The sequence below is a fragment of the Klebsiella sp. P1CD1 genome, assembly GCF_003790505.1.
In the GTDB taxonomy this organism is placed as follows: domain Bacteria; phylum Pseudomonadota; class Gammaproteobacteria; order Enterobacterales; family Enterobacteriaceae; genus Klebsiella; species Klebsiella variicola.
Genome location: NZ_CP033631.1, coordinates 2,995,100 through 3,020,512, shown reverse-complemented (window position 1 = coordinate 3,020,512; position 25,413 = coordinate 2,995,100). Strand labels below are relative to the sequence as shown.

The window sequence follows — 25,413 nt, the reverse complement described above, 5'->3', positions numbered from 1 at the left end:
CCGGTAGCCATGCCGGCAGGCTTTTTTATCGCGGTAACTCAGGAGTGGTGCGGTTGATGGTCTTCCAGCGATACCGGCCAGCGGCGGAAGATCATCAGAGACCATACCAGCGCGGCCAGCGCCGGGATGGCACCGATGTAGCCGATGGAAGCCATCGACAGATGCAGACTCACCTGGCTGCCCACCAGCGCGCCAGCGCCAATACCAATATTAAAGATGCCCGAGAACAGGGACATGGCGACGTCGGTGGCATCCGGCGCGGAAGCCAGCACTTTTACCTGCATACCGAGGCCGATAATCATGATCGCCACGCCCCAGAAGATACTGAGCAGCATCAGATGATGTGCATTGTCCGAGGCAGGCAGCAGCAACAGCAGGCAGGCCAGCAGCAGGCCGATAGCGATGCTGATCAGCCCGGAAGCGTGCTGGTTGCCGAGCTTACCGAACAGAATGCTGCCGATAATACCGGCCCCGCCGAGGATCAACAGCAGCACGGTAGCAAAGTTGCCGCTCAGGCCCGCCACCGTCTGGACAAAGGGCTCGATATAGCTGTAGGCGGTATAGTGGGCGGTCACCACCACCACGGTCAGAATATAAACGCTGACCAGCGCCGGGCGGCGGAACAGCACCGGCAGGCTTTTCAGCGAGCCAGAATGTTCGCTCGGTAGCGTCGGCAGCAGTTTTACCAGACAGGCAAGGGTGGCTAACGCGCCGAGGCCAATCGCCAGGAAGGTCATTCGCCAGCCAAAATACTGGCCGATGATGCGGCCAATCGGAATACCGAACACCATCGCCAGGGCTGTACCGGTGGCGATCAGGCTCAGCGCCTGCGCCCGTTTGCCAGGCGGCGCCATACGGATGGCCAGCGCTGAGGTAATCGACCAGAAAACCGCATGCGCAAAAGCGATGCCAATGCGGCTAATCACCAGGACGTCAAAACTCCACGCAAAAAACGACAGAACGTGGCTGGCAATAAACAGAATAAACAGGCCGATGAGCAGCCGCCGGCGCTCTATTTTGCTGGTCAGCAGCATAAACGGCAGCGACATCAGCGCCACCACCCACGCATAAATGGTGAGCATCATGCCCACCTGGGCGGTTTCCATGCCGAAGCTGCCGGCAATATCGGACAGCAGACCGACAGGGGCGAATTCTGTGGTGTTAAAAATAAACGCGGCGATGGCCAACGTCACGACACGTAGCCACGCTACCTTGCGTGAGACCGTATTCGTAGTCATAAGCTCTGGACGGGTGATTCAAGGGAAGATGTGACGGTGATCTTAAAACGATTACTGGCGAAAAGACAATCATTTTGTGATCTGCATCTCATTTCGATGCAAGTGGCTGGCCGCGGTTAAGCAATTAATTTTGCTATGGATAGTGTCAGGGGAGCGCTTTTATGTCATGTTGAAGGAAAGTAAAAAAAGTAAGGACAGTGTATGCAGGAAATTCAATTTTATCTGGTCGATGCCTTCAGCGATAAAAACTTTGGCGGTAATGCCGCGGCCGTTTGCCCGCTCAGCGAGTGGTTAGCGGACGATGTATTGCTGAAAATGGCCCAACAGCATAACCAGTCCGAAACGGCGTTTTTCGTCCACACCGACGAAGGCTATGAGCTGCGCTGGTTTACCACGCTGGGCGAGATCAACCTCTGCGGCCACGCCACCCTGGCGACGGCGCATGTTATTTTCGAGTATCTTGACCATCCCTCGGCGACGATTACCTTCAGCACCCGTTTTGTCGGTGAACTGCGGGTGACCCGCAGCGGCGACTGGCTGACGCTCGACTTCCCGGCGTGGACGACCACCCCGGTGGACAACCCGCCGGCGGATCTGCTGGCCGGACTGGGGCTTGAGTCTGCCGTCGAGGTGCGGGAAGGGCGTGATTATCTGGTCGTGCTGGCGGATCGCCAGCAGGTTGAAGCGGTGCAGACCGATATGGCACGTCTGCAGAAGCTCGGCAAAATGATCTGCGTCAGCGCGCCGGATGAGGAGTATGACTTTGTCAGCCGCTTCTTCTGCCCGGGAGAAGGGGTGCCAGAGGATCCGGTGACCGGCTCCGCCCACAGCATGCTGATCCCCTGGTGGGGCGAAAAGCTGGGGAAAACCACCATGATGGCGCGCCAGGTTTCCGCCCGCGGCGGCGACCTGCGCTGCCAGTGGCAGGGCGACAGGGTGCTGATTAGCGGCCAGGCCACCACCTATCTGCGCGGAACGGTTTACCTGCGTTAATCATCGCCACCGCGTCGCCCCGGGGAGCGGTAATCTACTTCCGCTCCCCGGGGCGACATAGCATCAGCCCAGCGATGCGCCGCCACACATCACCAGCTCCTGTCCGGTCATCGCCGATGCGCCCTCGCTCAGCAACCAGCTCACCAGAGAGACCACTTCCTGCGGAGTAATGAGTCGCCCAAGCGGCGGAAGCCGCGGCGGGGAACTTTCTCTGCCTGGCTGATGAAGCATCGGCGTATCGGTTGCCCCGGGAGCCACGACGTTGACCGTCACCCCGGCAGGCGCCAGTTCTGCCGCCCAGCTACTGGCGAGAGCGACCAGCGCGGCTTTGGTGGCCGCATACTGCGAGCGACCAGCGGCGCCTCGTGAGGTACGGCTTCCCAGCAGAACGATCCTCCCGCCTGGCCCCATGGTCGGGGCGAAGTGATTGACCAATGTCTGAGCAGCATCGACGTGTAAACGCCACAGCGACTCGCTGCGCTGAGGGTCCAGATTGCCCAGAGTGGCGGCCGCCATTGAACCCGCGGCGTGAATGATGGCCTGCGGGGGCTCAATCTGCTCCAGCGCCGCCAGCAGCGCGCTGCGTTGGCTGACGTCGACCATCAGATGGCGAAAGTTCGGCTGTGAGAAGGGCGGCAGCGAACGGCTCATGCCGATCACCTGCCAGCCGTCCGCCAGCAACTGCCTCACCACTGCGGCGCCGATCCCGGAGCTGGCCCCGGTTACCATTGCCCGCTTCATCGCGCCTCCAGCATCTCAGCGGGGATTTTGAATACCGCCTTTCTGACCGGCGCTGGCGTCGAAACCGCACACAGCGCCTGGTGCGGTTCGCCGGGGTAAAAGACCGCGAAGTCGCCGGGACGCAGCAGAATAGAGACACTCTCCGGGGCTGGCTGACATATATAGAGGTCGGGCTTAAGCTCATTATCTTCCGGGCGCATCGCGGGAGCCATGCCCGCCTGGATCCGCTCCTCGCCGGCCAGGATGACCTGAATATCCGCCCACTGGCGATGATATTCCGTATGCCGCTCGGCCGCAGGCTGGGTTTGCACCACGCTGAGGGTGCAGAACCACGGCGCACCGTCGGGCTGGAAGCGGCCATTCTCTCTGGCACTGAGGGCAGCCAGCGAACAGGCCTCGCTGCTCAATAGCTGCTTTAACGCCGGCGGCAGACCAGCCTGCTGCAGCGCCTGCAGATTACCGATAATCATGCGCTTTCTCCTTTTACCCACTGTGGCGAGACACGAACATACTTGATCGCCTGGCGATACCAGGTGTAGGCGATATGCAAATTACCGTCTGCTCCCTGTTTGATGCTGGGGTAGGAGAACTCCCGGTTCAGCTTCTGCTCCGAATTATTGGTCATGCAGTAGCCGTCACCCTCATCGAGATTGCGCAGCCACGGCCAGCTTTCACCACCATCGGCTGAAATAGCGACGGTCATCGGCGCGCGTGGTGCGCCCCAGAAGGCGCTTTTCCCGGTCGCTTCCGGCTCCCTTCGGCCATCGTCGTCAGCAATTTCATCATACAGCGAGGCGCGGCGTTCCGTGGCGCCGGCGGCGCTCATATTATTGAACACCAGCGCCAGTTCGCCATTGTCCAGGGTGGTCGCCTGAATGGACGAGTTGTTGTTCGGAAGCGTCGTCGGTACCGGCGCAGACCAGCTCTCTCCCTGGTCGCTGGACTGGCTGAACCAGATATGATCCGCCCAGCGGCTGCGGAAGAAGGCTGCCAGTCTGCCGTCCGGAAGCGGAGTGATACTCATATGGACACAACCCAGGCTCTCCGGGACCGCCACGTCACGCCAGCTTTTTCCGCAGTCTGAAGAGATCTTCACCGCGCTGACGTCATTGTTACCCACCCATTTCTCGCCGGGTTCGGTACGGCAGTAAAAGACCGGCAGCAGCCAGTTGCCGTCAGACATAACGCTTATTGGCTGGCGAATAAAGGTACCCGGTTGATCCAGCAGCGTATCGATGGCCCCCCAGCTTCGTCCGCCATCGTGGGAGAGGCGGTAGCGCACAATGGCGGTATCCTGGTTTCCGGCAAATTGCGCTGTCCACAACAGCCACAGCACGTTATCGGGCGCCTGAAATAGCACCGGGTTTTGTTCTGAGCGGTCTGGATCATCAGATAGCTTGACTGCCTCACTCCAGCGGTCACTGCCGGGGGCTAACCGCGATCCCCAGATAGAGATATCGGCTTTTCCCTCCTGGGAGCCGCCAAACCAGACGCACATCAGGCTGCCGTCATCCAGCGGCAGCAGATTGGCGGCATGGTTCTGCGGGCAGGCGCAGGGAAGCATTGCCCATGCGATGTGTTCATCTTGCTGGTGTTGGCGAATGACGCCGTCAAAAGGCGGAATTACGGTCATGTTTTATACTCCACGTTGCTCAACTGGGGCGGGGGATGGTTGTGATTTATTTGGGATCAGGCGGTCAATCACCATGATGATGGCCGGGGTTGCCAGGGCGACATACATGTTATTGATGCCGAACGGGTCGCCGAGTAAATACCAGACGGACGTCACCACACAGGCGCCGATCAGGCCGGCATTCGCGCCCCGAGTGCTTCTGAAGAAGGGGGCATAGAAGGCGATGACCGCCACCACGGTAATGGAGAGGCGAATGGCGCGGGTAAAGAAGGAGAGTTTCAGCACCTCCGGTACCAGCAGCACAAAGATCAGCGGCAGGAAGCCGATAATTAGCGACGCCCAGCGTGTGGCTCTGAACTCCTGGTCCGGCGTTGGGTTGCGCCATGGTACGTAAAAATCCTTCACCACCAGCGAGGCAATGGCCAGGGCTACGGTACTTACGCTGACGAAAATCGATGCCACAAGTGACGTTGTCACCAGACCTGCCAGCCACGGGTTCATGTCCTGCAGAAAGACCGGGAGGGCATACAGGCTGTTGATCTCGGGATGCAGGTATTTCGCCGCGACGCCGATAATGGCGATGGCAAAGGCGATAGGCAGGCAGAAAAAGAAGGCGATCCAGGTGGAGCGTTTCGCTGAACGAACGTCTTTGGTTGAGCTAATGGCCTGAATGACAAACTGGGTGCAAAAAATGGAGCCGATAGTGCCGATGAGCCAGGCGAAGATCGTGCCAGCACCAATGTTGCCATCCCATGTCCAGTAATAATCCGGCATCTTCTCCATCATCGGCGAGAAGCCGCCGGTTTTGGACAGGGCAAAACCCAGAATGATCAGCAGACCGGCGTATTTTAACGCGCTGTGTAACATGGTGACCCAGGCGACGCCCTTCATGCCGCCGAACGCGAAATAAAAGGTACTCACAATGGCGGTAATAAAGGCGGCTACCGGTAAATTCACTTTTAATACGGTGGAGATGGCTGCGGCACCGCTGACGTAGTTACCCACGTTAACCAGCAGCAGCGCATAAATCATAATCAGGGAGATAATATTTTTGGTACTGTTGCCATATTTTTCAGCGATGGCGCCGGAAATGGTGATTTTTCCGGTGTTATAGATGCGTTTCACCAGGATTAAACCGAACAGCGGAAAGCCGATGGCTGCCCCCAGCACGGACCACGAGGCGGCAATTCCGCTCTCAAAGGCGGCCTGGGCAGTACCGATGGTCGATTTGGCGCCAATATATTCTGACATCAGTAATATACCGACAATAAAGGCCGGCATGGCGCGCGAGCCTTCCATAAAATCCCCGGAATTTTTACTACGAATACGGAATGTCAGCCAGGTGGTAAACAGAATATAGGCAATAACAATGCCGACAATAATAAAGGTATCTTCAGCGGTAAAATGATTCATCTTAGCCTCTCTCTGGGCGTACGAATCCTGGGCACGGCGGTACCCGGTCTGTTTTATTAAAAAAGCGCAGCAAGTATTACGCTAAATAACGAGCGATGATGTCGCGTATCTGCTGCAGCTGTTGGTCACTGAACTGCACCGCGTAGCGGCTGTCGCCCACCTCATGACCCATCAGTTGCAGGGCTTTTTTCACTGCCGCGGGTGAGAACGCCACCTTATACAGATCGGTGCGCAGGCCCGTCACGCGCTCCTGCGCCTGGCGCGATCCGGCGATATCTCCGGCGTGAAACAGCGACCAGATCGCGTTGATTTCAGCGGGGGCGACGTTGGCAAGCCCTGAGATGCAGGCCGAACAGCCGTCGACATACCCCTGATGGATAAGGGAGTCCGGCCCGTTCAGAACGTCGAAACCGTCAATGTCGCGTACCGCGTCAAGAAAGCCTTTCAGGCTATCGTAGCTGCCGGCGCTGTCCTTAATGCCGACGATATTCTCGTGTCGGGCCAGCTGGCGTGCCGTCTCCGGAGCAATGGTGTTCCCGGTGCGGGCGGGAATGTTATAAAGAAAAAGCGGGACGCTCAGCGCGTCGGCGATCGCCGTATAGTGGTTAATCAGCTCTTCCTGCTTCAAGGGTACGAACCACGGGGTAATGGCCGATACCGCGTCAACCCCGAGGCGGGCGATCTGCTGGCCCAGCCGGCGAGTCTCACGGGTGGAAATCTCCCCGATATGCGCTACCACCGGCGCGCGTCCGGCGGCTTCTTCCACGCAGGTTCTGGCGACGGCGATCTTCTCCTCCTCATTGAGGACAAAAAACTCGCCATTGGTGCCGCCGCAGAAAATCCCGTTGCCTGCGGCGAGCTGGCGCTGCACCTGCTGGCGTAGCGCTGGCAGGTTAAGGGCTCCCTCGGCGGTAAAAGGGGTGACGATGGCGGTGAGTACGCCGCTAATGGCTCTCCTCATTTTCTTTCTCCTGTTAGGCATGTTCTGGAAACAGCGTTTGATAGATAGCCGCAATCTCTTCGCGGCTGACGCTGCAGGGGGCGTTGTTCATCAGGCGCTTGACGTTTTGCGCCGCTGCGCTGAGAGCAGGGATGCTCTCCCTGGGCACGCCGAGCGCGGCCAGGTTGTCCGGCAGGGGCAGTCGTTTCACCAGCGCCGCCAGCCACGCGACCAGCGCATGGGATTTCTCTTCCTCACTGAGCGTGCGATCTGCGTCGGGGATCAGATCCCAGACCTGAGCGAATTTTGCCACCGCGTAGGGGCGGACCACCCGCATGCAGGGCGCCAGCAGAATGGCGTTAGCCACCCCGTGCGGCAGGTGCCAGGTACCGCCAAGCGGATAGGAGAGCGCATGCACCAGATGGGTGCCGGCATGGTTGATCGCCGCGCCGCCGTACCACGAGGCCCAGAGCATCTCCAGCTTCGCCGTCAGATCCTGCGGCTGATCCACCGAGCGTTCGATATGCCGCACCAGCTTGTGTAAACCGATTAACGCCGCGTTGTCGCTCACCGGATTGGCGACGGTGGAGGTAAAGCACTCCAGCAGATGACACAGGGCATCGATGCCGGTCGACGCCGCGATGCTGGCCGGCATGCTGGTGGTCAGCTCCGGCAGCAGGGCGACATAGTCCGGCAGCAGCACCGGGGAGATGATCCCCACTTTGGTCTGCTGCTCGGGGATCGCCAGAATGGCGTTCGGCGTCGCTTCGGAGCCGGTGCCGGCGGTGGCCGGGATCAACAATGAGCTAATCCGTCGTTGCGGCAACTCGCCTGCCAGCATGGCCGTCAGAGAGGGCGCCTCAGTATGCAGGAGCACCGAGAGCAGTTTCGCCACATCCAGTACGCTCCCCCCGCCGATGCCCACGATCATCTGGGGCTGACTGGCGCCCAGTTGGCTGACAATCTGCGCCACATCGCGATGGCTGGGCTCTGCCGGTACTGTGTCAATGACCTCAACCTGACGCCCTTCGGCCGCCAGCAGGCGATGGATCGCCCGGGTCGCTTCCAGCGCGCCAACGTTCTGGTCGGTCACCAGCAGGATGCGGGTTTTACCTGACAACAGCGGGAGCAGGGCCGTTGAGGCGCCCGCCCCGCTGATGATTGTGCTGTGTATCGTCGCCACGCGTTTCTCCTTGGTAGTAATTGATTGAATTCAATCATTCATGAATCGTGTCACTCGTCTGGTGGGGAAAAGTTATAATTTATACGGCAGTTTAATAACTTGAGCTTGCTCACATTTAATCAAATATGATTGAATATAATCAGTTTCAGATTTTCATCGACCACAAGGCAGAACAATGAACGATGGTAATAACCAGGTGCTGGTGCTGGCAGATGACTTTACGGGAGCCAATGACGCCGGTGTCAGCCTCGCGGAGGCGGGCATGTCGGTGGAAGTGGCCTTCAGCGCCGGGCAACCATCAACCGCCCGGGCGTTAATTCTCAACAGCGACAGCCGGGCAATGAGCGCCGCCGCCGCGGCGGACAAGGTCACCGGTCTGCTGCGCGGCGCGGCAAGATTTGTCCCGCACTGGCAGGTAAAGAAGATCGACTCCACGCTGCGCGGCAACCTTGGCGGCGAACTGGAGGCAATGATGGCGGCGCACGGCTGCCGGCTGGCGGTGGTGGCCCCGGCGTATCCGGCGGCCGGGCGGCATACCCGGGACGGGCGCTGCTATGTGCATGGGGTGGCCCTCGATCAGACCGAATTTGCCAGCGATCCGAAAACGCCCGTGAGCCGGGCGGAGATTAGCGAAATTATCGCCATGCAGAGCCGTCTTCCCTGTCTGACGTTGAACGCTGCCCAGCTTCCGGAGGCATTAGCGACGGCGGGCGAGGAGAAGCGAGTGTTGATTGTCGACGCCTGGGAAGACAGCCATCTGGACCAGGTGATCGACGCCGTTGCACCCCATGCGCGGGAGACCCTGCTGGTCGGCTCGGCGGGACTTTGCGAGGCGCTGGCGCGCCGCCTGCGCCGCTGCGAGCAGGGGCCGCTACTGGCGCTGGTTGGTTCGATGAGCGAGATGGCGCAGCGCCAGGTCGCTGCGCTGCAGGCTCATTCCCGAGTGAGAAAGATCGAAATAGATGTCGAACAGGCCTTTAGCAGATCGCCGAAGGAGGAAGCCTCGCGGATCGCCGAGGTGCTGCGTGAGGGTCATCACTGCGTGGTGACCACCCGCCCGAATAACGCCGCCCGGCACGGGATTGAAGCCCAGTGTAACGAACGCGGTCTCAGCCGCGCAGCCTACGGGGAGCACATCTGCGCCTGGCTTGCCGACGTCACGGCGCAGGCGGTGGCGCTGTGCCCACCGGGCGCCCTGTACCTCTCTGGCGGCGATGTAGCCATCGCCGTCGCGCACGCGCTCGGCGCCACCGGATTTCAGATCCGTGGGCGGGTGGCGCAGTGTGTGCCTTACGGGCACTTTCTCGGCGGTCGCTGGTCACGGCCGGTGATGACCAAAGCAGGGGGATTCGGCACCGACACTACGCTGTTAAATGTTGTGAATTTTATTGAGGAGAAACTGAGTGTCTAACATGATTGCAGTGACAATGGGCGACCCGGCAGGGATTGGTCCGGAGATTATTATCAAATCCCTCGCCGAAGGGGCGCTGAGCGGCGCGCCGGTGGTGGTGGTGGGCTGCGCGCAGACGCTGCGGCGGATCCTGGCGCTGAATATTACGCCGCGGGCGGAGCTGCGCATCATTGACCATCCCGCCGAGGCGAGTTTTTCCCCAGCGACCATCAACGTTATTGATGAACCGCTCAGCGACCCGCAGGGGCTGCGCCCTGGCGAAGTTCAGGCCCAGGCAGGGGACCTCGCGTTTCGCTGCATCAGGCGGGCGACCGCGCTGGCGCTGGACGGCGCGGTCGCGGCCATCGCTACCGCGCCGCTAAATAAAGAGGCGCTGCATCTCGCCGGGCACGCTTTCCCCGGCCATACCGAACTGCTGGCCCACCTGACGCAGACCACCGATTACGCCATGGTGCTCTATACCGAGAAGCTCAAGGTTATCCATATCACCACCCATATCGCCCTGCGCCAGTTCCTCGATACCCTCAACCAGCCGCGAATCGAGACGGTGATTGGCGTGGCGGATCGGTTTTTGCGCCGCGTTGGCTATCAGCGTCCGCGCATAGCGGTTGCCGGCGTTAACCCGCACGCCGGGGAGAACGGCCTGTTTGGCGATGAAGAGATCCGCATCGTCGCCCCGGCGGTCGCCGCCATGCAGGCGCAGGGGATAGAGGTCACCGGCCCCTGTCCACCGGACACGGTGTTTATGCAGTGTCATGAAGGTATGTACGACATGGTGGTGGCGATGTACCACGATCAGGGGCATATCCCGCTGAAGCTGCTCGGGTTCTATGATGGGGTGAATATCACCGCCGGGCTGCCGTTTATCCGTACCTCAGCGGATCATGGCACCGCGTTTGATATTGCCTGGACAGGTAAAGCGAAGTCTGAGAGCATGGCAACCTCCATTGAGCTCGCCATGCACATCGCGCAGGAATAACATGAAGGGATATAACCGGTTAGAGCAGATTATGGACTTCCTGAAAAGCCATAATCTGGTGACAGTCGACCAGCTGGTGGCGGCGACCAACGCCTCGCCGGCCACCATTCGTCGCGACCTGATCAAACTCGATCAGGAAGGGGTGATCAGCCGTACACATGGCGGGGTGACGCTGAACCGGTTTATTCCTTCCCAGCCGACGACGCTGGAGAAAGCCCAGCGCAGTCCGCTGGAAAAGCAGGCTATCGCCAGCGCGGCGGCCGCGCTGGTGAAGGCCGGCGACGCGATTGTGCTTGACGCCGGCACCACCATGATTGAGCTGGCGCGGCAGATCACCCATCTGCCGCTGCGGGTGATCACCAGTGATTTACATATCGCGCTTTTTTTGTCGGAATTTAAGCAGATAGAAGTGACGATTATCGGCGGGCGCATCGATGACAGCAGCCAGTCGTGCATCGGCGATCACGGCCGCCGCCTGCTGCAGACCATCTGGCCGGACCTTGCCTTCGTCAGTTGCAACGGCTGGGACCTCGAGAAGGGGATCACCGCCCCAACGGAGGAGAAGGCTGCCCTGAAACGTGATCTGATGGCTAATGCCCGGCGGCGCATCCTGCTGGCGGACAGCTCCAAATACGGCGCCTGGTCACTGTTCAATATTGCCCCGCTGGAGTCGTTGACCGATATCGTCACCGACGCCCATCTGCCGGAGGCGACCCGCGAGGCGCTGGTGACCCTTTCCCCACAGCTGATCATTGCCAACTGACTTGCAGGCTGCCGTCAGGGCAGACGGGCGATATTGGCCTTGATCACTGTTATCGACTGACTGAACTTCGCCTGCTCCTCGGCGGCCAGCTGCAGTTCAATAATCTGCTCCACGCCACCCTGGGCCAGCACCGCCGGCACCCCAGCCGCCGCGCCGCTGACCCCGTATTCACCGTCAAGAATGCAGGAGACCGCCAGCGCGCGGTGGCTGCCGGTGAAGATATTGCGGCAGATCTCGGCGATGGTGCCTGCCACGCCATATTCAGTGCAGCCTTTACCCGCGTAGATCTCAAACCCCAGCTTTCGTACTTTTTCGGCCATTGCCTCGCGGTTGAGCGGGTGCCCGGTGCGCTGCTGGTAGAGGTCGGCGATCGGCGAGCCATACACCGAGGAGTGTGACCATACCGGAAACTGGGTATCGCCATGCTCGCCGAGGATAAAGGCGTCGATGCTCTGGGCGCCAATATCCAGCTCCTGCGCCAGCAGGCGACGCAGGCGGGTGGTATCCAGCCAGACCCCGGTGCCCAGCACCTGACTGCGCGGCAGGCCAGAGAGCTGCCATACCTGCCAGGTGATGATGTCGCAGGGGTTGGTGGCCACCAGAAAGATGCCGTTAAACCCGTTGGCCATCATCGTCGGCACAATGCTCTTCACAATCTTCGCCGTCGTGGTCAGTTCATCCAGCCGACTCTGACCGGGGCGCAGCGCACCGCCGGAAACGGTGATCACCGCGATATCGACATCAGCGCAGTCGCTGGCTTCCCGGGTGGAGATGGTCATCATCCCCGGCAGATAGGCCGCGGCATCGCTGAGATCCTGGGCATGGGCCTCGGCGCGCTGTTGGTTAAGGTCGACGAGGATCAGCTCCTCGCAAATGCTCTGGTTGAGGAGGGCGTAGGCCGCCGACGCGCCGACATTGCCGGCGCCAATAATCATCACTTTACGGGCTTTGGTGTGCATATTCAGATCTCAAGTACGAACGGCAGGGGATAAAATTACTGTGTTTCAGCGAGTTAGCGCAAGAGGTGGGCAGCAATATAAGTTAATGCTATGGCGGAAACGGGCCGAGGGCGCGCTACAGTGGCGTAAAAAAAGGAGTTCACCTATGTATACCGTTACCGACATCGCCCCCACCGACGCAGAATTTACCGCCCTGATTGCCGCTCTCGACGCCTGGCAGGAGACACTCTATCCGGCAGAGAGCAACCATTTGCTGGACCTCAGCCAGCTGCCGCCGCAGACGGTGATCGCCCTGGTCATCCGCAGCGCGCAGGGCGAGGCCGTTGGCTGCGGGGCTATCGTCCTCAGTGAGGAAGGTTTCGGCGAGATGAAGCGGGTCTATATCGATCCGCAGCACCGCGGACAGCAGCTGGGAGAAAAGCTGCTGGCGGCGCTGGAAGCGAAAGCGCGCCAGCGCGACTGTCATACGCTGCGGCTTGAAACCGGTATCCATCAGCATGCGGCCATCACCCTCTACACGCGCAACGGCTACCAGACCCGCTGCGCGTTTGCGCCGTATCAGCCCGATCCGCTCAGCGTGTTTATGGAGAAACCGCTGTTTGCCGATCTTCGTTCAGCAGCGCTATAAACGCCTCCAGCTGGCGGGTTTTGGCGCCCCGGCGCCACACCAGCCAGGTGGTTAACCAGCGCCACTCTTCGGCTAGCGGCCAGGCGGAAACCTGCTGATGACCGGGCATACTCTCCAGCATACTGCGCGGGATCAACGCCAGGCCCGCGCCGGCGATCACGCAGGCCAGCATCCCATGGTAAGACTCCATCTCGTGGATCCTGCCCGGGGTTGCTCTGTCGGCATGGAACCAGCTCTCAAAATGCCGGCGGTAGGAGCAGTTGGCGCGAAAGGCGTAAACGTTGGCCCCGTTCACTTCGCTGGCGCGGTCGATGGGCGCGTGGCCGTACGGGGCGACGATCATCATCTCTTCCGGGAACACCGGCAGCCCCTCCAGACCCGGATGCACCAGCGGGCCGTCAACGAACGCGGCGCTCAGGGCGCCCTCCAGCACGCCGTCGATCATCGTCCCGGAAGGGCCGGTGGAGAGCGCCAGGTGAATTTTCGGGTAGCGCTGATTAAAGTGGGCCAGGGTGGTGGGGATCCGTACCGCCGCGGTGCTCTCCAGCGAACCAAGAGAAAACAGTCCCTGGGGTTCATCGCCTGCCACCACCATCCGCGCCTCGTCCACCAGGGCGAGGATCTGCTGGCTGTAGCGCAAAAAGCTGTGTCCCGCAGGCGAGAGGCGCAGGCGCTGGTTCTCGCGGATAAACAGCTCTACGCCGAGGTCTGCCTCCAGCTGGCGGATGCGGGTGGTGAGGTTGGACGGCACGCGATGCACTTTCTGCGCCGCCTGGGTAATGCTGCCGGTGGTGGCGACAGCGTTAAACATCTCTAGCTGAGTCAGGTCCATACTATTCTTCTTTTGTGAATGCGTTGCTTAATATTATTCATTTTCAATGAATGGAAAGGTAAGCCAGAATACGGTTACTTCGCAAGCAACGAGAGAGAGAATAACGATGAATTTATCTGCAACGCACGCGGTTTCCGTCAACCCGACTACCGGTGAGGTGGTCTCCTCGCTGCCCTGGGCCAGCGAACGCGAGGTCGATGCGGCTATCGCTCTCGCCGCGGCAGGCTATCGCCAGTGGCGTCAGACGCCGCTCGCCGAGCGCGCTGATGCGCTGCGCCGCATCGGGGCCGCGCTGCGCGCCCGCGGGGAAGAGGTGGCCCAGATGATCACCCTCGAGATGGGCAAGCCGATCGCTCAGGCGCGCGGCGAGGTGGCGAAATCCGCCAACCTCTGCGACTGGTACGCCGAGCACGGCCCGGCGATGCTGGCGACGGAAGCCACCCAGGTGGAAAATAACCAGGCGGTGATTGAGTATCGTCCGCTGGGCGCCATTCTGGCGGTCATGCCGTGGAACTTCCCGGTCTGGCAGGTGCTGCGCGGCGCGGTGCCGATCCTGCTGGCCGGCAACAGCTACCTGCTGAAGCATGCCCCGAACGTGATGGGCAGCGCCCGCCTGCTGGGCGAGATTTTTGCCGCCGCCGGCCTGCCGGATGGCGTGTTCGGTTGGGTGAACGCCACCAATGACGGCGTTTCGCAGATCATCAATGATGACCGCATCGCGGCGGTGACCGTCACCGGCAGCGTCCGCGCCGGCAAGGCGATTGGCGCCCAGGCGGGGGCGGCGCTGAAGAAATGCGTGCTTGAGCTGGGTGGCTCCGATCCCTTTATCGTGCTCAACGATGCCGACCTGGATGAGGCGGTGAAGGCCGCCGTCACCGGTCGCTATCAGAACAGCGGCCAGGTGTGCGCCGCGTCGAAACGCTTCATCCTCGAAGCTGGCATTGCCGACGCGTTCACCCGCAAATTCGTCGACGCCGTGGCGGCGCTGAAGATGGGCGACCCGCGCGATGAGCAAAACTACGTCGGGCCGATGGCGCGTTTCGACCTGCGCGATGAACTGCACCAGCAGGTAACGGCGACCCTTGATGAAGGGGCAACTCTGCTGCTGGGCGCGGAAAAAATCGAAGGGGCGGGCAACTACTATGCGCCAACGGTGCTGGGCAATGTCACCGCCGGGATGACCGGTTTTCGTCAGGAGCTGTTTGGTCCGGTAGCGACCCTCACCACCGCTCGCGACGCTGACCATGCGCTGGCCCTCGCCAACGACAGCGAGTTTGGCCTGTCGGCAACGGTCTACACCACCGACGAGGCGCAGGCCCAGCGCTTCGCCCGCGAGCTGGAGTGCGGCGGCGTCTTCCTCAACGGCTACTGCGCCAGCGACGCCCGCGTGGCCTTCGGCGGCGTGAAGAAGAGTGGTTTTGGTCGCGAGCTGTCGCATTTTGGTCTGCACGAGTTCTGTAATGCGCAGACTGTCTGGAAAGACCGTCGCTAATCAACGTTAGCCCCCTGACGACCGTCGCCCACGTCTGCTATACTCGCCCACCAAATTTCGATGGTGGGCAAGGAGCTGCATGTGGCGGCGGTGATCAATAACGCAATGCTGGAAGCCATTCTGGCAGAAATCAGGCCGCTGATTGGCCGCGGTAAAGTGGCGGATTACATTCCGGCGCTGGCCAGCGTCAGCGGCGATAAGCTTGGCATTGCGATCAGTACGGTAGACGGGCAGCACTTCGCCGCCGGCGATGCGCATGAACGTTTTTCCATCCAGTCTATCTCCAAGGTATTGAGCCTGGTGGTGGCCATGAACCACTATCAGGAAGAGGAGATCTGGCAGCGGGTGGGCAAAGATCCCTCCGGCCAGCCCTTTAACTCCCTTTTGCAGCTGGAGATCGAGCAGGGCAAACCGCGAAACCCGTTTATCAACGCCGGGGCGCTGGTGGTCTGCGACATGCTGCAGAGCCGGCTCAGCGCCCCGCGTCAGCGGATGCTGGAGATTGTCCGCCGCCTGAGCGGCGTGGCCGATATCGCCTACGATCCGGTGGTGGCCCGCTCTGAGTTCGAGCATTCGGCGCGCAACGCCGCCATCGCCTGGCTGATGAAATCCTTCGGTAACTTCCATAACGACGTCGCCACCGTGCTGCAGAACTATTTCCACTACTGTTCGCTGGAGATGAGCTGCGTTGAGCTGGCGCGAACCTTCCTGTTTCTCGCCGATCGCGGTATCGCCCCGCACCTGGAGGCACCGGTTATCGCGCCCATTCAGTCCCGTCAGGTGAATGCCCTGATGATGACCAGCGGCATGTACCAGAACGCCGGCGAATTCGCCTGGCGCGTTGGCCTGCCGGCGAAATCGGGCGTCGGCGGCGGAATTGTGGCGATTGTGCCGCAGGAGATGGCGATCGCCGTGTGGAGCCCGGAGCTTGATGACGCCGGGAACTCGCTGGCCGGCGTGGCGCTGCTGGAAAAACTGACTCAGCGGATGGGGAGGTCGGTGTTCTGATGGTTGAGCAGGATCGGTTGTTTGCCCGTCTGGCGCGCTCGACGTTTCGTTCACGCTTTCGACTCGGGGTCAAAGAGCGGCAATACTGTCTTGATAAGGGGCCGGAGATCATCGACCAGCACGCTGCGGATTTTATCCGCCAGCGGCTGGCGCCCGCCGAACCGATGAACGACGGTAAGCAGACGCCGATGCGCGGCCATCCGGTATTTATCGCCCAGCATGCGACCGCCACCTGCTGCCGCGGCTGTCTGGAAAAATGGCACGCCATTCCCCACGGCCGCGCGCTGAGCGAGCAGGAGCAGCGCTATGTGGTGCAGGTGATCCATCACTGGCTGGTGCTGCAGATGAACGGCCCGTCTGTGCGGTAATCTGCATTTGATCGGCGCCGGAGTATGCCTGATAAATATTCTCATGTTATGATAATCCGCTAACTAATTATTAACATAATAATTGCCTGAAACAATTAGACGGATAATTACTGAATGTCTTCACTGTCGATTCGGTCATTTACGCTGTTTCGTGAAGAGCAGCCCGTGCGCGACGCACTGGTATTATTCACGTTAACGCTACTACTGCATTTTCTGGGGGCTATGCTGCGCCTGGTGCAGGAGCTCTCATTCTTCTGGCCGCTCAATGCCGTGATGGCCGGGATCTTTGCGCGCTATGTCTGGCTTAATCGCAGCTATTTTTATGCCGTCTGTTTTGCGGCAATGCTGGTTTATGACGGACTCACTTCGCGCTGGGGGATGGGCTTTGCCTCATTGCTGATTAATTTCTCCAATATTGTCTTTATTGTGGTGCTGGCGCAGCTGGTGCTGTGGGATAAGCGACGCGCCGACTCCATGCCCGGCCCGATTAATGCGCTTAATTTATTCTGTTTTTGCCTGTTTGCCGCCTTATTGTGCGCCGCCGTCGGCGCCCTGGGGTCGGTGGATGTTGAACGCGCCACCTTTATTCCCCAACTGGCAGACTGGTTTAGCGAACAGTTCTCGACAGCGGTGCTGATCCTGCCGTTTATTCTGACCCTGACGTTGCCTTCGGCATTAAGCGGTTTTCGTTTTCGCCAGCTGCTGCCCGCGCTGGCGCTGGTGCTGTCGATAGCCCTCGGCGTGGCGGTGGGCGGCGCCGGCAGCATTACCTTCCCGTTGCCGGCCCTGATCTGGTGCGCCGTTCGTTATCCGCTGCCGCTGACCTGCCTGTTAACCTTTCTCACCGGCATCAGCGAGATATTGCTGGTCGCCAACTCGTTAATTCACTTTTCGCCGGATGCGCGAATGCAGCCGTGGCAGCTGTTCTCCACCCGCCTCGGCATTGCCGCTATGCTGATTAGCCCGGTGATTGTCGCTTCCAGTGTCGAAGCGATTAACACGCTGGTGAAACAGCTGGCCCTGCGCGCCGATTTTGATTTTCAGACCCGGGTGTATTCCCGTTCCGGACTGAGCGAGGCGCTGAAGCGTCAGGCGTTGCCCGCCGATAAGCTGCTGACTGTGATGGTGCTGGATATCGATGGCTTCAAACGGGTGAATGATGCTCTGGGCCATGAAGGCGGCGATTGCGTATTGACCCAGTTTGCCCAACAGGTTCGGCAGCTGGTGGACGAGCAGGGGATGGTTGCCCGCATTGGCGGTGAAGAGTTTGCGGTGGCGGCGGTCGTCGACAGTACCCAGCAGGGCTATTTACTGGCGGAAAAAATCCGCCACGGGGTGGAGTCGCAACCCTTCGGCCTGGGGCAGAATCCAATCCATCTGACCATCAGCATGGGGCTGGAGACGCGCGAGGTGGGACACGCTCGCATCACGGAGCTGTTTAACCAATTGCTGATGGCGGCAGACGAGGAGATGGTCAAAGCCAAACAGACCGGTCGCAATCGCATCTGTATGCCAGCGCTAACCGAAAGTGCACCATAAGAAAATCCTATACGGAATCCGCTTGTGTTAATTTTTGGTTAAAAACATAGTGATGTGGTCAATTACAGGGAGCTTCCATGACCACATCCTTTTCACTGCGCACGCTGTCGCGTGACGATATTCTGCACCACCTCCCGGCATTAAGCGATATCCTGGCAAGCTGCGTCAACGGCGGCGCCTCGGTAAGTTTTATGCTGCCCTTTAGCGCGCAGACGGCCACCACTTTCTGGCAACAGACCGCCGACAGCGTGGCGGCCGGCGAGCGCATCGTACTGGTGGCCCTCGACGCCAGCGAGCAACCCATCGGTACCGTGCAACTTATTACCCGCCAACCGGAAAACCAGCCCCATCGTGCGGATGTCGCCAAACTTTTGGTTCACCAAAATGCCCGTCGCCAGGGGATTGCCAACGCGCTGATGAGCGAGCTAGAGCATGTTGCCCGACAGGAAGGGAAGACGGTGTTGGTGCTGGACACGGCAGCCGGTAGCGGGGCGGAGCAGTTCTATGTCCGCTGTGGCTGGGAAAAAGTGGGGGAAATCCCGCGCTATGCGCTGATGCCTGACGGAGAGATGACCGCCACCTCACTGTTCTATAAGTTTTTGCCCTGACGGCCGCTATTGCAGAATGCTTTGATCAAAACGGGGTTTCACTGGTAGAAAAACCTGATAACTTATTGGACCAATTACTCAGGTTGTATGACTACTATTAGAGGGAACCCATTGTGAAAACATTAAACCGTCGTGATTTCCCCGGCGCGCAGTACCCTGACCGTATCATCCAGTTTGGTGAAGGCAATTTCCTGCGCGCATTCGTTGACTGGCAGATAGATCTCCTCAACGAGCATACCGACCTGAATGCGGGCATCGTGGTCGTCCGTCCTATTGCGACGGATTTCCCGCCTTCACTGAGCACCCAGGACGGCCTTTACACCACCATTATTCGCGGTCTGAACGAGCAAGGTGAGGCGGTGAGCGACGCGCGCTTGATCCGCTCGGTCAACCGGGAGATCAGCGCTTACGCTGACTTCGACGCTTTTTTACGTCTGGCGCATAACCCGGAGATGCGGTTTGTCTTCTCCAATACCACTGAGGCGGGCATCAGCTATCATGCCGGGGATCGTTTTGACGACGCGCCGCCGGTCAGTTATCCGGCGAAACTGACGCGTCTGCTGTTTGAACGCTACCAGCATTTCGCCGGTGCGGCCGACAAGGGATGGGTGATTATTCCCTGCGAACTGATCGATTATAACGGCGAGGCGCTGCAGGCGCTGGTGCTGCGCTATGCTGCTGAGTGGCAGCTGCCGCAGGCTTTTATCCGCTGGCTGACCTCGGCGAACACCTTCTGTTCAACGCTGGTGGATCGCATCGTAACCGGCTATCCGCGTGATGAAGTGGCGGCCCTTGAGGCACAGACTGGCTATAAAGATGCCTTCCTTGATACCGCCGAGCATTTCTACCTGTTTGTGATCCAGGGGCCTGCCTCGCTGGCGGCCGAGCTGCGTCTCGATAAACTGCCGCTGAATGTGCGCATTGTGGACGATATCAAGCCGTATAAAGAGCGCAAAGTGGCGATCCTCAACGGGGCGCATACCGCGCTGGTGCCGGTGGCCTTCCTGGCCGGGATCGACACCGTGGGTGAGGCGATGAACGATGCGGAGATTTGCGCGTTTGTCGAAAAAGCGATTTATGACGAGATTATTCCGGTGCTGGATCTGCCGCGCGATGAGCTTGAGTCATTTGCCAGCGCCGTGACCGGGCGCTTCCGTAACCCGTATATTAAACATCAGCTGCTCTCGATTGCGCTCAACGGCATGACCAAATACCGCACTCGCATTCTGCCGCAACTGCTGGCAGGGCAGCAAAAGAGTGGGCAACTGCCGCCGCGGCTGACTTTTGCCCTGGCAGCACTGATCGCCTTTTACCGGGGAGAGCGGGAGGGTGAACGCTATCCGGTACAGGATGACGCCGAATGGTTGACGCGATATCAGACGCTGTGGGCCCGGCATCGCGATCGCCAGATGAGCACCCGCGAGCTGGTGACTGCGGTACTCAGCGTAGAGGCTCATTGGGAACAGGACTTGAGCCAGATCCCGGGTCTGGTGGAGCAGGTGACTGCCGACCTCGATGCTATCCTGTCCCGCGGTATGCGCGATGCTGTACAGCCTTTGTGCTGATAGCGGACGTCATTCACCCGGCTGCGGCCGGGTTTTAAAGCTACCTCATTAGTTACAACATACTTTTTATCATAGTTAACAAGCCGGTCTGTTACTCCGCTGCGAAAAAAGCCTTTTAGTGCCAAATCGCCCCTTCAGGGAGAGAATTGCCGCTAAGCCGCTTGAACATATGCCTGTGCAGGAAAATAATGGTTTGAACCCATTTTCCCTGCCAATGTTCGCAGGCTAATTCATTCATCTGTAAGGAAACTCGCATGGTCATCGATATCCGGGAAATACGGCCGCACGACAAAGCCGAATGGCTTAATCTCTGGGAAGGCTATACCCGCTTCCATGGCAGCCCGCAGCCGGAAGAGGTGACCGAATGCACCTGGCAGCGAATGCTGGACGAGAACTCCCCGGTGCTGGGCAGGGTGGCTGTGGTCGATGATACGGTGGTGGGGTTCGCCATCTGCATTCTTCACGAGGGAACCTGGGTCACCACGCCCATCTGCTATCTGGAGGATCTGTTTGTCGATCCTGCCTTCCGTGGACAAGGCATTGCCAGAACAATCATTAAGTCGCTGCAAACCGAAGGGGCAGACAAAGGCTGGTCGCGGCTGTACTGGCATACGCGCCGTGATAATCCCGCCCGTCATCTGTATGATGAGTTTACCCCGGCTGACGATTATGTGCGCTACAGGATCACGCTTGGGTCCTGAAGCGGTAAGAGGTTGTTAAGCTTTTCCCGCTATAACAGGGGAAACCGGCTCAGGAGAAGCAACGATGGAAAAACGTCTCGACACAGTGGTCAATCTGATTATGTTTCTTTCACTATTGGCTACGGCCTGGGATCTCTCACTGGTGCATCATCTCGCCTGGTAGCAAATAATATAGTGCTGAAACGCGGCGCCTCATGCGGCGCCGCCGGCGTTATTCAATAGACATCCTCCCTGCGCTAAAACTCCAGTCCTCCTGCTGATTAAACTGGATAACCACCATCACGTCCTGCGGGCTGACCGCCATCTCATCGGCTAACCGCGCACAGAGCCGACGATAAAGCCTCTGTTTCTGCGCCCGGCTGCGCGGTTTACCGGCGAAAATATGAAACAGCACGAAGCGGGCGCTGCGTCCGTCGCTGAGGTAGTTCGGGTCGTAAATGCGCTGCTCGTCGGCGGCCTGCTCGATAAACTGAAATTTATCTGCTGACGGCACGTCGAACTCTGCCACCAGACACTCATGAAAGAGCGCCGACAATTGAGCAAACTCCGTGGGACGCCAGGCCGTGCCAAGCGATATGCGGGTCAGGGGCATGGTGTCTCCTGCTCATTCAGACAGGTCAGGGCGCTGGCCGCCGCTGGCCAGCCGGCATAGAACGCCAGGTGGGTGAACAGCTCGACGATTTCGGCCTGGCTCAGGCCATTTTGATAGCCGAGAGCGATATGCCACGGCAGTTGCTGGGTTTTACCCAGCGCCGTCAGGGCAGAAAGGGTGATCAGGCTCCGTTCGCGGGGCGACAGATCGCGGCGAGCCCAGATATCACCAAACAGTACCGTTTCGGTCAGTTCGGCCAGTTTTGGCGCAATGGCGGCCAGGGTGTTGCGATTAACAGCGCTATTTTCCACAGTGACTCCCGTTATTGGGTGTTGAGATGGCAATCACTGTCGCATGCCGGGAAAGAGGTTGAATATCGCAATGTTCAGGATGTTTCATCCTGATAAGCAGGACGATTTTTCGCCCTGTTTTCCATACCCATTACCACGCTTACGAGCTCATTCCGGTTAGACGTCGATTTTTCGCGCCACGATAAACAACCTGGGGAATCGCAGGAGCACCTTTCCGTTACACTGTAACGGATAGTGTTCGGCCAGTAGTTCGACATAGCGTGTCAGAAATGCGTTTCTGGACTGCTCGTCCAGGCCGGCCAGATAGGGACGCAATCCGGTCCCCTGCAACCAGTCGCTTATCGCCTGATGGGAAGCGAGGGGATGAAAATAGGTGGTGCGCCAGATATCAACTTCACAACCCTGACGGGTCAGCATGTCATACCAGGCGTCCGGCGGGAGTAAGGGCTGGCGCCCGCGGTCCGGTAATCCCTGCTCGTCGGCGACCTTGCGCATCAGGGTATGCGAAGGTTCCTGCCAGTTATCCGGCATTTGCACGGCCAGCGTTCCGTTGACGGCCAGCTGCGCCACCAGATGTGGAAACAGCGTCTCATGATCCGCCAGCCACTGCAGAGAGGCGTTCGCATAGATCACGTCTACCGGTTGCGCAGGCCGCCAGCGGGCAATATCGGCGTCGATGAACTCACAGTCGGGTAAGGCCTGTGCCGCCTGAGCCAGCATGGCCGGGGAGTTATCGATACCGGTGATTGCCGCCAGCGGCCAGGCGGCGCGCAGCAGGCGGGTGCTGTTTCCCGGCCCGCAGCCAAGGTCGACAACGTGCTCAACCTGCAGATGGGCAATACGCGAGAGCAGGTCGGCCGCGGGGCGGGTACGTTCAGCGTCAAATTGCAAATACAAAGAAGGGTTCCAGTCAGCCATAGCGCGGTCCTGTGTGAGGGAAGACTGGGCAAAGCATAGAACGCCACAGGCAGCCTGTCAGCCGCCGAATGTTACCAGCGGTAACCCACTTCGTGACAGTGTCACAAAAAGAATAAACATCAGTGGGGTTTTCGCGTCTGGTCGGTACGCTCAGGGAAGCGGTGGGATGGACAGACACTGCGCCCGCTACGGGCGCAGTGTCTTATTCGGCGTTCTTGAGCGCTTCAGCGCGGCTGGCGGTGGCGTAAACAAAATCCAGCATCGGTTCGAGATCGGTGTCGTAACCGGCCTGAATGATTTTACCTCGCAGCCATTCAATTTCGCTGGTGATATCGGGCGGGAAGATGTTGTTATCCTGCGCCCGGCGCAGCCATTTCAGCAGAAAGTTATTCTTTCCTCTGATACCGCCCGATTTTTTCGACTTTCCGTGCATCTTCAGCGCGACCAGGACGCAGTAATAGAAATGAACGCGCTGATTAAAACTTTGGTGCATGTCTGTGTTTCCCGCCAGAATCAGGAATTCACCGTGTGGGTCAGTGATTCGGATTGGACTACGGCGCCGGGCTGGATCGTTGTGCGATCTCTGTTGTTCTCCGCTACCGTCCTTGCATCTGTTGTCAGACGCTGAGGAGGATGTTGGCATGGAAGCCGAATCGTCGTCAATTGCCGATTCGTTTTTTGCCCGCGGCGATCCGCGGGCCAGGCCTGACTACGTTCCTGAGACGGCTCGCTGTTGTCGCTGGACGCGTAAAATGAGCAGGAAAGCGAACACCACGACAATCGCCGCCAACAGATATAGCGTGGCGAGGTCGTAGAAGCCGGCGACCCATCCGGCCAGCGGCCCGGTGAGTCCCAGCGCCAGGTCAAGAAACGCCGAGTAGGTGCCGAGGGCGGTCCCCTGGTTTTGCTCTTCCACCTGTTTGACTGCCTCGACCCCTAGCGCCGGGAAGACCAGGGAAAAACCCGAGCCGGTGAGAAAGGCGCCGACGCCAGCCACCCAGGCTGACGGCGCCAGCCAGATCAGCAGCAGGCCGAGACACTCGATCACAAAGCAGACCAGCGAGACCGGGACCCCGCCATAGCGGGTAATGGTATTTCCCAGCACCAGGCGGACGCAGATAAAGCCGACGCTGAACAGGGAGAGGGTAAACGCCGCGCCCTGCCAGCTGTGCGCCGCAAAATAGAGGGTGATGAAGGTGGCGATAACGCCGAAGCCAACGGTACCAAAGGCCAGCCCCAGGCCATAAGGCCAAATTTTTCGTACCACTGCGTGAAAGGGCGCTCTGACACCGGCAGTCACGCTGACATCCTGGCGGGTGCGGGCAAACAGCAGGCCGATGACGGCCACCACCACCACCACCGTGGCAAATCCGCTAATGCCGAAATAGTGGTTAAGAGTGACCCCCAGCGGCGCCCCGATCGCCATGGCGACATAGGTCGCCACGCCATTCCAGGAGATCACCCGCGAGGTATGGATCGCGCCGACGGTTTTGATCCCCCAGAGCGTGGCGCCGGTCGCGGTAAAGCTCTCGCCGACACCAAGAAACACCCGGCCCGCCAGCAGCGCGGCGATGGCCAGCATCGGCGTCGCCTGCAAAAGCACCGCCAGCAGGGTGAATGCTCCGCTCAGCAGACAGCAGATGATCCCGAGACTGACCACTTTTTTCGGGCCCCAGATATCGGTATAGCGCCCGGCGTGCGGTCGACTGATCAGCGTTGAGATGTATTGCAGGCTGATCACAATCCCGGCGACAAAGGTGCTGTAGCCCAGCTGATAGTGAATGTATCCCGGCAGTACGGCCAGCGGCAGGCCGATGGAGAGATAGCAGATACAGGTGAAGACAACGATCGAAATGATGCGCAAATTGAGTTGCGTGGTGCTGACGGAAGTGCTCATAGGGATAAGTGATTAATACAAGGGATGTTTAGCATAGCGCGCCGCGAGGACGCTGGCGAGTCGCGAGGGCGTTTTATCTGTCACCGATGAAGTCGCCGTCTGTCCGAAGGGGCGCAACGGTCTGTACCGTCGATGATGTTGTGCATGCGCCCGCCATTAATCGGGTTTGCCGCTGGCGCCTGCGTACGGGCATGATGGCGTTAGCTTACCACCGCGTTCAGGAGAGAACATGTCCCACGATTTCGCTGATATTGACGTTTTGTTCATTGCGGGCTTCGGTCCCATCACCCGCAGCACGTCGCAAAGCCGTGACTTCTATTGTCAGGCGTTGGGTTTGCCGCTAAAGCCGATGCCGGGTAACGAGGCGTATCTCCTCAGCGAGCAGGATGCCATCGGCGGGGTGAAACATTTCGCGCTGTGGCCGCTGGCGCAGGCGGCGCAGTCCTGTTTTGGTCAGGACCAGTGGCCGGAGACGGAGCCGGTGCCGCAGGCATGGATTGAGTTTGAGGTCCGCGACCTTACTGCGGCGACGGCGCGGCTGCAGCAGCAGGGATACCGCCTGCTCGTCGCGGCGCGCGACGAACCGTGGGGACAGACGGTCACCCGATTGCTCAGTCCGGAAGGGCTGCTGGCCGGGCTCACGGTGACGCCGTGGCTGCGGGCGGAAGAGCCATAGCGCCCGCGCCGGACACGGCGCAGGG

27 protein-coding genes are annotated in these 25,413 nt (G+C 59.7%); 13 read left to right on the top strand and 14 right to left on the bottom strand.

The features are described 5' to 3' along the window. Positions 1 to 38: 38 nt before the first annotated feature. Positions 39 to 1,238 (bottom strand): sugar transporter, encoded by a 1,200-nt coding sequence (locus tag DTA24_RS15110; RefSeq protein WP_032735546.1) that lies wholly within the window; start codon positions 1,236 to 1,238, stop codon positions 39 to 41. 201 nt (positions 1,239 to 1,439) lie between these two features. Between DTA24_RS15110 and DTA24_RS15105 the strand changes: the two genes are divergently transcribed. After that, positions 1,440 to 2,231: a PhzF family phenazine biosynthesis protein gene (locus DTA24_RS15105; RefSeq protein WP_012968269.1), complete on the top strand. Its 792-nt coding sequence runs from the start codon at positions 1,440 to 1,442 to the stop codon at positions 2,229 to 2,231. Positions 2,232 to 2,294: 63 nt separating this feature from the next. Here the strand turns inward: DTA24_RS15105 and DTA24_RS15100 are convergent, their stop codons facing one another. From DTA24_RS15100 to DTA24_RS15075, 6 genes are all read right to left on the bottom strand, one after another. Next, positions 2,295 to 2,972: an SDR family NAD(P)-dependent oxidoreductase gene (locus DTA24_RS15100; protein ID WP_123836923.1), complete on the bottom strand. Its 678-nt coding sequence runs from the start codon at positions 2,970 to 2,972 to the stop codon at positions 2,295 to 2,297. Further along, entirely contained in the window at positions 2,969 to 3,442 is a 474-nt protein-coding gene (locus DTA24_RS15095) for a YhcH/YjgK/YiaL family protein (protein WP_008804960.1), read from the bottom strand. Before DTA24_RS15095 ends, DTA24_RS15100 begins: the two co-directional genes overlap by 4 nt. Beyond that, the gene (locus tag DTA24_RS15090) at positions 3,439 to 4,605 is read right to left on the bottom strand and encodes a sialidase family protein (protein WP_016160991.1); all 1,167 of its coding nucleotides are present in this window, start codon (positions 4,603 to 4,605) and stop codon (positions 3,439 to 3,441) included. The genes DTA24_RS15095 and DTA24_RS15090 overlap by 4 nt, the downstream gene beginning before the upstream one ends. 3 nt (positions 4,606 to 4,608) lie before the next feature. After that, positions 4,609 to 6,018 carry a sodium:solute symporter family protein gene (locus DTA24_RS15085; protein WP_004151621.1) on the bottom strand — a complete coding sequence of 470 codons (1,410 nt, stop codon included), beginning with the start codon at positions 6,016 to 6,018 and terminating at the stop codon, positions 4,609 to 4,611. Between the two features lie 76 nt (positions 6,019 to 6,094). Then, positions 6,095 to 6,979 carry a dihydrodipicolinate synthase family protein gene (locus DTA24_RS15080; RefSeq protein WP_008804958.1) on the bottom strand — a complete coding sequence of 295 codons (885 nt, stop codon included), beginning with the start codon at positions 6,977 to 6,979 and terminating at the stop codon, positions 6,095 to 6,097. Between the two features lie 13 nt (positions 6,980 to 6,992). Beyond that, complete coding sequence (locus tag DTA24_RS15075; RefSeq protein WP_123836922.1) at positions 6,993 to 8,141, bottom strand: iron-containing alcohol dehydrogenase; 1,149 nt, start codon at positions 8,139 to 8,141, stop codon at positions 6,993 to 6,995. A gap of 175 nt (positions 8,142 to 8,316) precedes the next feature. Here DTA24_RS15075 and dtnK point away from each other — a divergent pair, with 175 nt between their 5' ends. From dtnK to DTA24_RS15060, 3 genes are read left to right on the top strand one after another with little or no spacing between them, the layout of a single operon-like run. Then, positions 8,317 to 9,552, top strand: a complete 1,236-nt coding sequence (gene dtnK / locus DTA24_RS15070) for a D-threonate kinase (RefSeq protein WP_008804956.1) — start codon at positions 8,317 to 8,319, stop codon at positions 9,550 to 9,552. Further along, positions 9,545 to 10,531: a D-threonate 4-phosphate dehydrogenase gene (locus DTA24_RS15065; RefSeq protein ID WP_012541770.1), complete on the top strand. Its 987-nt coding sequence runs from the start codon at positions 9,545 to 9,547 to the stop codon at positions 10,529 to 10,531. The genes dtnK and DTA24_RS15065 overlap by 8 nt, the downstream gene beginning before the upstream one ends. Position 10,532: 1 nt before the next feature. Further along, positions 10,533 to 11,294: a DeoR/GlpR family DNA-binding transcription regulator gene (locus DTA24_RS15060; RefSeq protein WP_123836921.1), complete on the top strand. Its 762-nt coding sequence runs from the start codon at positions 10,533 to 10,535 to the stop codon at positions 11,292 to 11,294. 14 nt (positions 11,295 to 11,308) lie between these two features. On the opposite strand, the gene DTA24_RS15055 is transcribed toward DTA24_RS15060, so the two are convergent. After that, on the bottom strand, positions 11,309 to 12,253 hold the full coding sequence (locus DTA24_RS15055; protein WP_123836920.1) for an L-lactate dehydrogenase: 945 nt from the start codon (positions 12,251 to 12,253) through the stop codon (positions 11,309 to 11,311). A gap of 145 nt (positions 12,254 to 12,398) precedes the next feature. Between DTA24_RS15055 and DTA24_RS15050 the strand changes: the two genes are divergently transcribed. After that, on the top strand, positions 12,399 to 12,881 hold the full coding sequence (locus tag DTA24_RS15050) for a GNAT family N-acetyltransferase (protein WP_008804952.1): 483 nt from the start codon (positions 12,399 to 12,401) through the stop codon (positions 12,879 to 12,881). Here the strand turns inward: DTA24_RS15050 and ptrR are convergent. Further along, positions 12,835 to 13,713: a putrescine utilization regulator PtrR gene (gene ptrR / locus DTA24_RS15045; protein WP_008804951.1), complete on the bottom strand. Its 879-nt coding sequence runs from the start codon at positions 13,711 to 13,713 to the stop codon at positions 12,835 to 12,837. The two genes, DTA24_RS15050 and ptrR, sit on opposite strands and share 47 nt — an antisense overlap. Positions 13,714 to 13,819: 106 nt before the next feature. On the opposite strand from ptrR, the gene sad reads away from it, so the two are divergent. The 7 genes from sad (at position 13,820) to DTA24_RS15010 (ending at position 20,994) form a co-directional block, all read left to right on the top strand. Further along, the gene (gene sad, locus DTA24_RS15040) at positions 13,820 to 15,205 is read left to right on the top strand and encodes a succinate-semialdehyde dehydrogenase (RefSeq protein ID WP_008804950.1); all 1,386 of its coding nucleotides are present in this window, start codon (positions 13,820 to 13,822) and stop codon (positions 15,203 to 15,205) included. 81 nt (positions 15,206 to 15,286) lie between these two features. Next, on the top strand, positions 15,287 to 16,213 hold the full coding sequence (gene glsB / locus DTA24_RS15035; RefSeq protein ID WP_008804949.1) for a glutaminase B: 927 nt from the start codon (positions 15,287 to 15,289) through the stop codon (positions 16,211 to 16,213). Continuing rightward, positions 16,213 to 16,581, top strand: coding sequence for a DUF4186 domain-containing protein (locus tag DTA24_RS15030; RefSeq protein WP_008804948.1), 369 nt, complete (start codon positions 16,213 to 16,215; stop codon positions 16,579 to 16,581). The genes glsB and DTA24_RS15030 overlap by 1 nt, the downstream gene beginning before the upstream one ends. A gap of 114 nt (positions 16,582 to 16,695) precedes the next feature. Then, complete coding sequence (locus DTA24_RS15025; protein WP_008804947.1) at positions 16,696 to 18,120, top strand: GGDEF domain-containing protein; 1,425 nt, start codon at positions 16,696 to 16,698, stop codon at positions 18,118 to 18,120. 77 nt (positions 18,121 to 18,197) lie between these two features. Beyond that, the gene (locus DTA24_RS15020) at positions 18,198 to 18,728 is read left to right on the top strand and encodes a GNAT family N-acetyltransferase (RefSeq protein WP_016160997.1); all 531 of its coding nucleotides are present in this window, start codon (positions 18,198 to 18,200) and stop codon (positions 18,726 to 18,728) included. A gap of 113 nt (positions 18,729 to 18,841) precedes the next feature. Further along, complete coding sequence (locus tag DTA24_RS15015; protein WP_008804945.1) at positions 18,842 to 20,293, top strand: tagaturonate reductase; 1,452 nt, start codon at positions 18,842 to 18,844, stop codon at positions 20,291 to 20,293. Positions 20,294 to 20,547: 254 nt separating this feature from the next. Continuing rightward, on the top strand, positions 20,548 to 20,994 hold the full coding sequence (locus DTA24_RS15010; protein ID WP_123836919.1) for a GNAT family N-acetyltransferase: 447 nt from the start codon (positions 20,548 to 20,550) through the stop codon (positions 20,992 to 20,994). Positions 20,995 to 21,205: 211 nt separating this feature from the next. Here DTA24_RS15010 and DTA24_RS15000 read toward each other — a convergent pair whose 3' ends face one another. The 5 genes from DTA24_RS15000 to DTA24_RS14980 all read right to left on the bottom strand — a co-directional run bounded on the left by DTA24_RS15000 (position 21,206) and on the right by DTA24_RS14980 (position 24,712). Continuing rightward, a complete protein-coding gene (locus tag DTA24_RS15000) occupies positions 21,206 to 21,586 on the bottom strand; it encodes a tautomerase family protein (RefSeq protein WP_023340117.1) in 381 nt (126 codons plus the stop codon). After that, complete coding sequence (locus tag DTA24_RS14995) at positions 21,577 to 21,897, bottom strand: carboxymuconolactone decarboxylase family protein (RefSeq protein ID WP_008804942.1); 321 nt, start codon at positions 21,895 to 21,897, stop codon at positions 21,577 to 21,579. The genes DTA24_RS15000 and DTA24_RS14995 overlap by 10 nt, the downstream gene beginning before the upstream one ends. Before the next feature lie 156 nt (positions 21,898 to 22,053). After that, positions 22,054 to 22,815 carry a trans-aconitate 2-methyltransferase gene (tam, locus tag DTA24_RS14990; protein ID WP_043875302.1) on the bottom strand — a complete coding sequence of 254 codons (762 nt, stop codon included), beginning with the start codon at positions 22,813 to 22,815 and terminating at the stop codon, positions 22,054 to 22,056. A 202-nt stretch (positions 22,816 to 23,017) separates the two neighbouring features. Next, a complete protein-coding gene (locus tag DTA24_RS14985; RefSeq protein ID WP_008804940.1) occupies positions 23,018 to 23,308 on the bottom strand; it encodes a hypothetical protein in 291 nt (96 codons plus the stop codon). A 216-nt stretch (positions 23,309 to 23,524) separates the two neighbouring features. Further along, positions 23,525 to 24,712, bottom strand: a complete 1,188-nt coding sequence (locus DTA24_RS14980; RefSeq protein ID WP_023340119.1) for an MFS transporter — start codon at positions 24,710 to 24,712, stop codon at positions 23,525 to 23,527. A gap of 229 nt (positions 24,713 to 24,941) precedes the next feature. On the opposite strand from DTA24_RS14980, the gene DTA24_RS14975 reads away from it, so the two are divergent. Then, positions 24,942 to 25,388 carry a VOC family protein gene (locus DTA24_RS14975; protein ID WP_012541761.1) on the top strand — a complete coding sequence of 149 codons (447 nt, stop codon included), beginning with the start codon at positions 24,942 to 24,944 and terminating at the stop codon, positions 25,386 to 25,388. Positions 25,389 to 25,413 lie beyond the last annotated feature (25 nt).

Coding starts and splice junctions, on each gene's coding strand:
- DTA24_RS15110 (WP_032735546.1), bottom strand. CDS start 1,238: ATGACTACGAATACGGTCTCACGCAAGGTAGCGTGGCTACGTGTCGTG.
- DTA24_RS15105 (WP_012968269.1), top strand. CDS start 1,440: ATGCAGGAAATTCAATTTTATCTGGTCGATGCCTTCAGCGATAAAAAC.
- DTA24_RS15100 (WP_123836923.1), bottom strand. CDS start 2,972: ATGAAGCGGGCAATGGTAACCGGGGCCAGCTCCGGGATCGGCGCCGCA.
- DTA24_RS15095 (WP_008804960.1), bottom strand. CDS start 3,442: ATGATTATCGGTAATCTGCAGGCGCTGCAGCAGGCTGGTCTGCCGCCG.
- DTA24_RS15090 (WP_016160991.1), bottom strand. CDS start 4,605: ATGACCGTAATTCCGCCTTTTGACGGCGTCATTCGCCAACACCAGCAA.
- DTA24_RS15085 (WP_004151621.1), bottom strand. CDS start 6,018: ATGAATCATTTTACCGCTGAAGATACCTTTATTATTGTCGGCATTGTT.
- DTA24_RS15080 (WP_008804958.1), bottom strand. CDS start 6,979: ATGAGGAGAGCCATTAGCGGCGTACTCACCGCCATCGTCACCCCTTTT.
- dtnK (WP_008804956.1), top strand. CDS start 8,317: ATGAACGATGGTAATAACCAGGTGCTGGTGCTGGCAGATGACTTTACG.
- DTA24_RS15060 (WP_123836921.1), top strand. CDS start 10,533: ATGAAGGGATATAACCGGTTAGAGCAGATTATGGACTTCCTGAAAAGC.
- DTA24_RS15055 (WP_123836920.1), bottom strand. CDS start 12,253: ATGCACACCAAAGCCCGTAAAGTGATGATTATTGGCGCCGGCAATGTC.
- DTA24_RS15050 (WP_008804952.1), top strand. CDS start 12,399: ATGTATACCGTTACCGACATCGCCCCCACCGACGCAGAATTTACCGCC.
- ptrR (WP_008804951.1), bottom strand. CDS start 13,713: ATGGACCTGACTCAGCTAGAGATGTTTAACGCTGTCGCCACCACCGGC.
- sad (WP_008804950.1), top strand. CDS start 13,820: ATGAATTTATCTGCAACGCACGCGGTTTCCGTCAACCCGACTACCGGT.
- DTA24_RS15030 (WP_008804948.1), top strand. CDS start 16,213: ATGGTTGAGCAGGATCGGTTGTTTGCCCGTCTGGCGCGCTCGACGTTT.
- DTA24_RS15025 (WP_008804947.1), top strand. CDS start 16,696: ATGTCTTCACTGTCGATTCGGTCATTTACGCTGTTTCGTGAAGAGCAG.
- DTA24_RS15020 (WP_016160997.1), top strand. CDS start 18,198: ATGACCACATCCTTTTCACTGCGCACGCTGTCGCGTGACGATATTCTG.
- DTA24_RS15010 (WP_123836919.1), top strand. CDS start 20,548: ATGGTCATCGATATCCGGGAAATACGGCCGCACGACAAAGCCGAATGG.
- DTA24_RS15000 (WP_023340117.1), bottom strand. CDS start 21,586: ATGCCCCTGACCCGCATATCGCTTGGCACGGCCTGGCGTCCCACGGAG.
- tam (WP_043875302.1), bottom strand. CDS start 22,815: ATGGCTGACTGGAACCCTTCTTTGTATTTGCAATTTGACGCTGAACGT.
- DTA24_RS14985 (WP_008804940.1), bottom strand. CDS start 23,308: ATGCACCAAAGTTTTAATCAGCGCGTTCATTTCTATTACTGCGTCCTG.
- DTA24_RS14980 (WP_023340119.1), bottom strand. CDS start 24,712: ATGAGCACTTCCGTCAGCACCACGCAACTCAATTTGCGCATCATTTCG.
- DTA24_RS14975 (WP_012541761.1), top strand. CDS start 24,942: ATGTCCCACGATTTCGCTGATATTGACGTTTTGTTCATTGCGGGCTTC.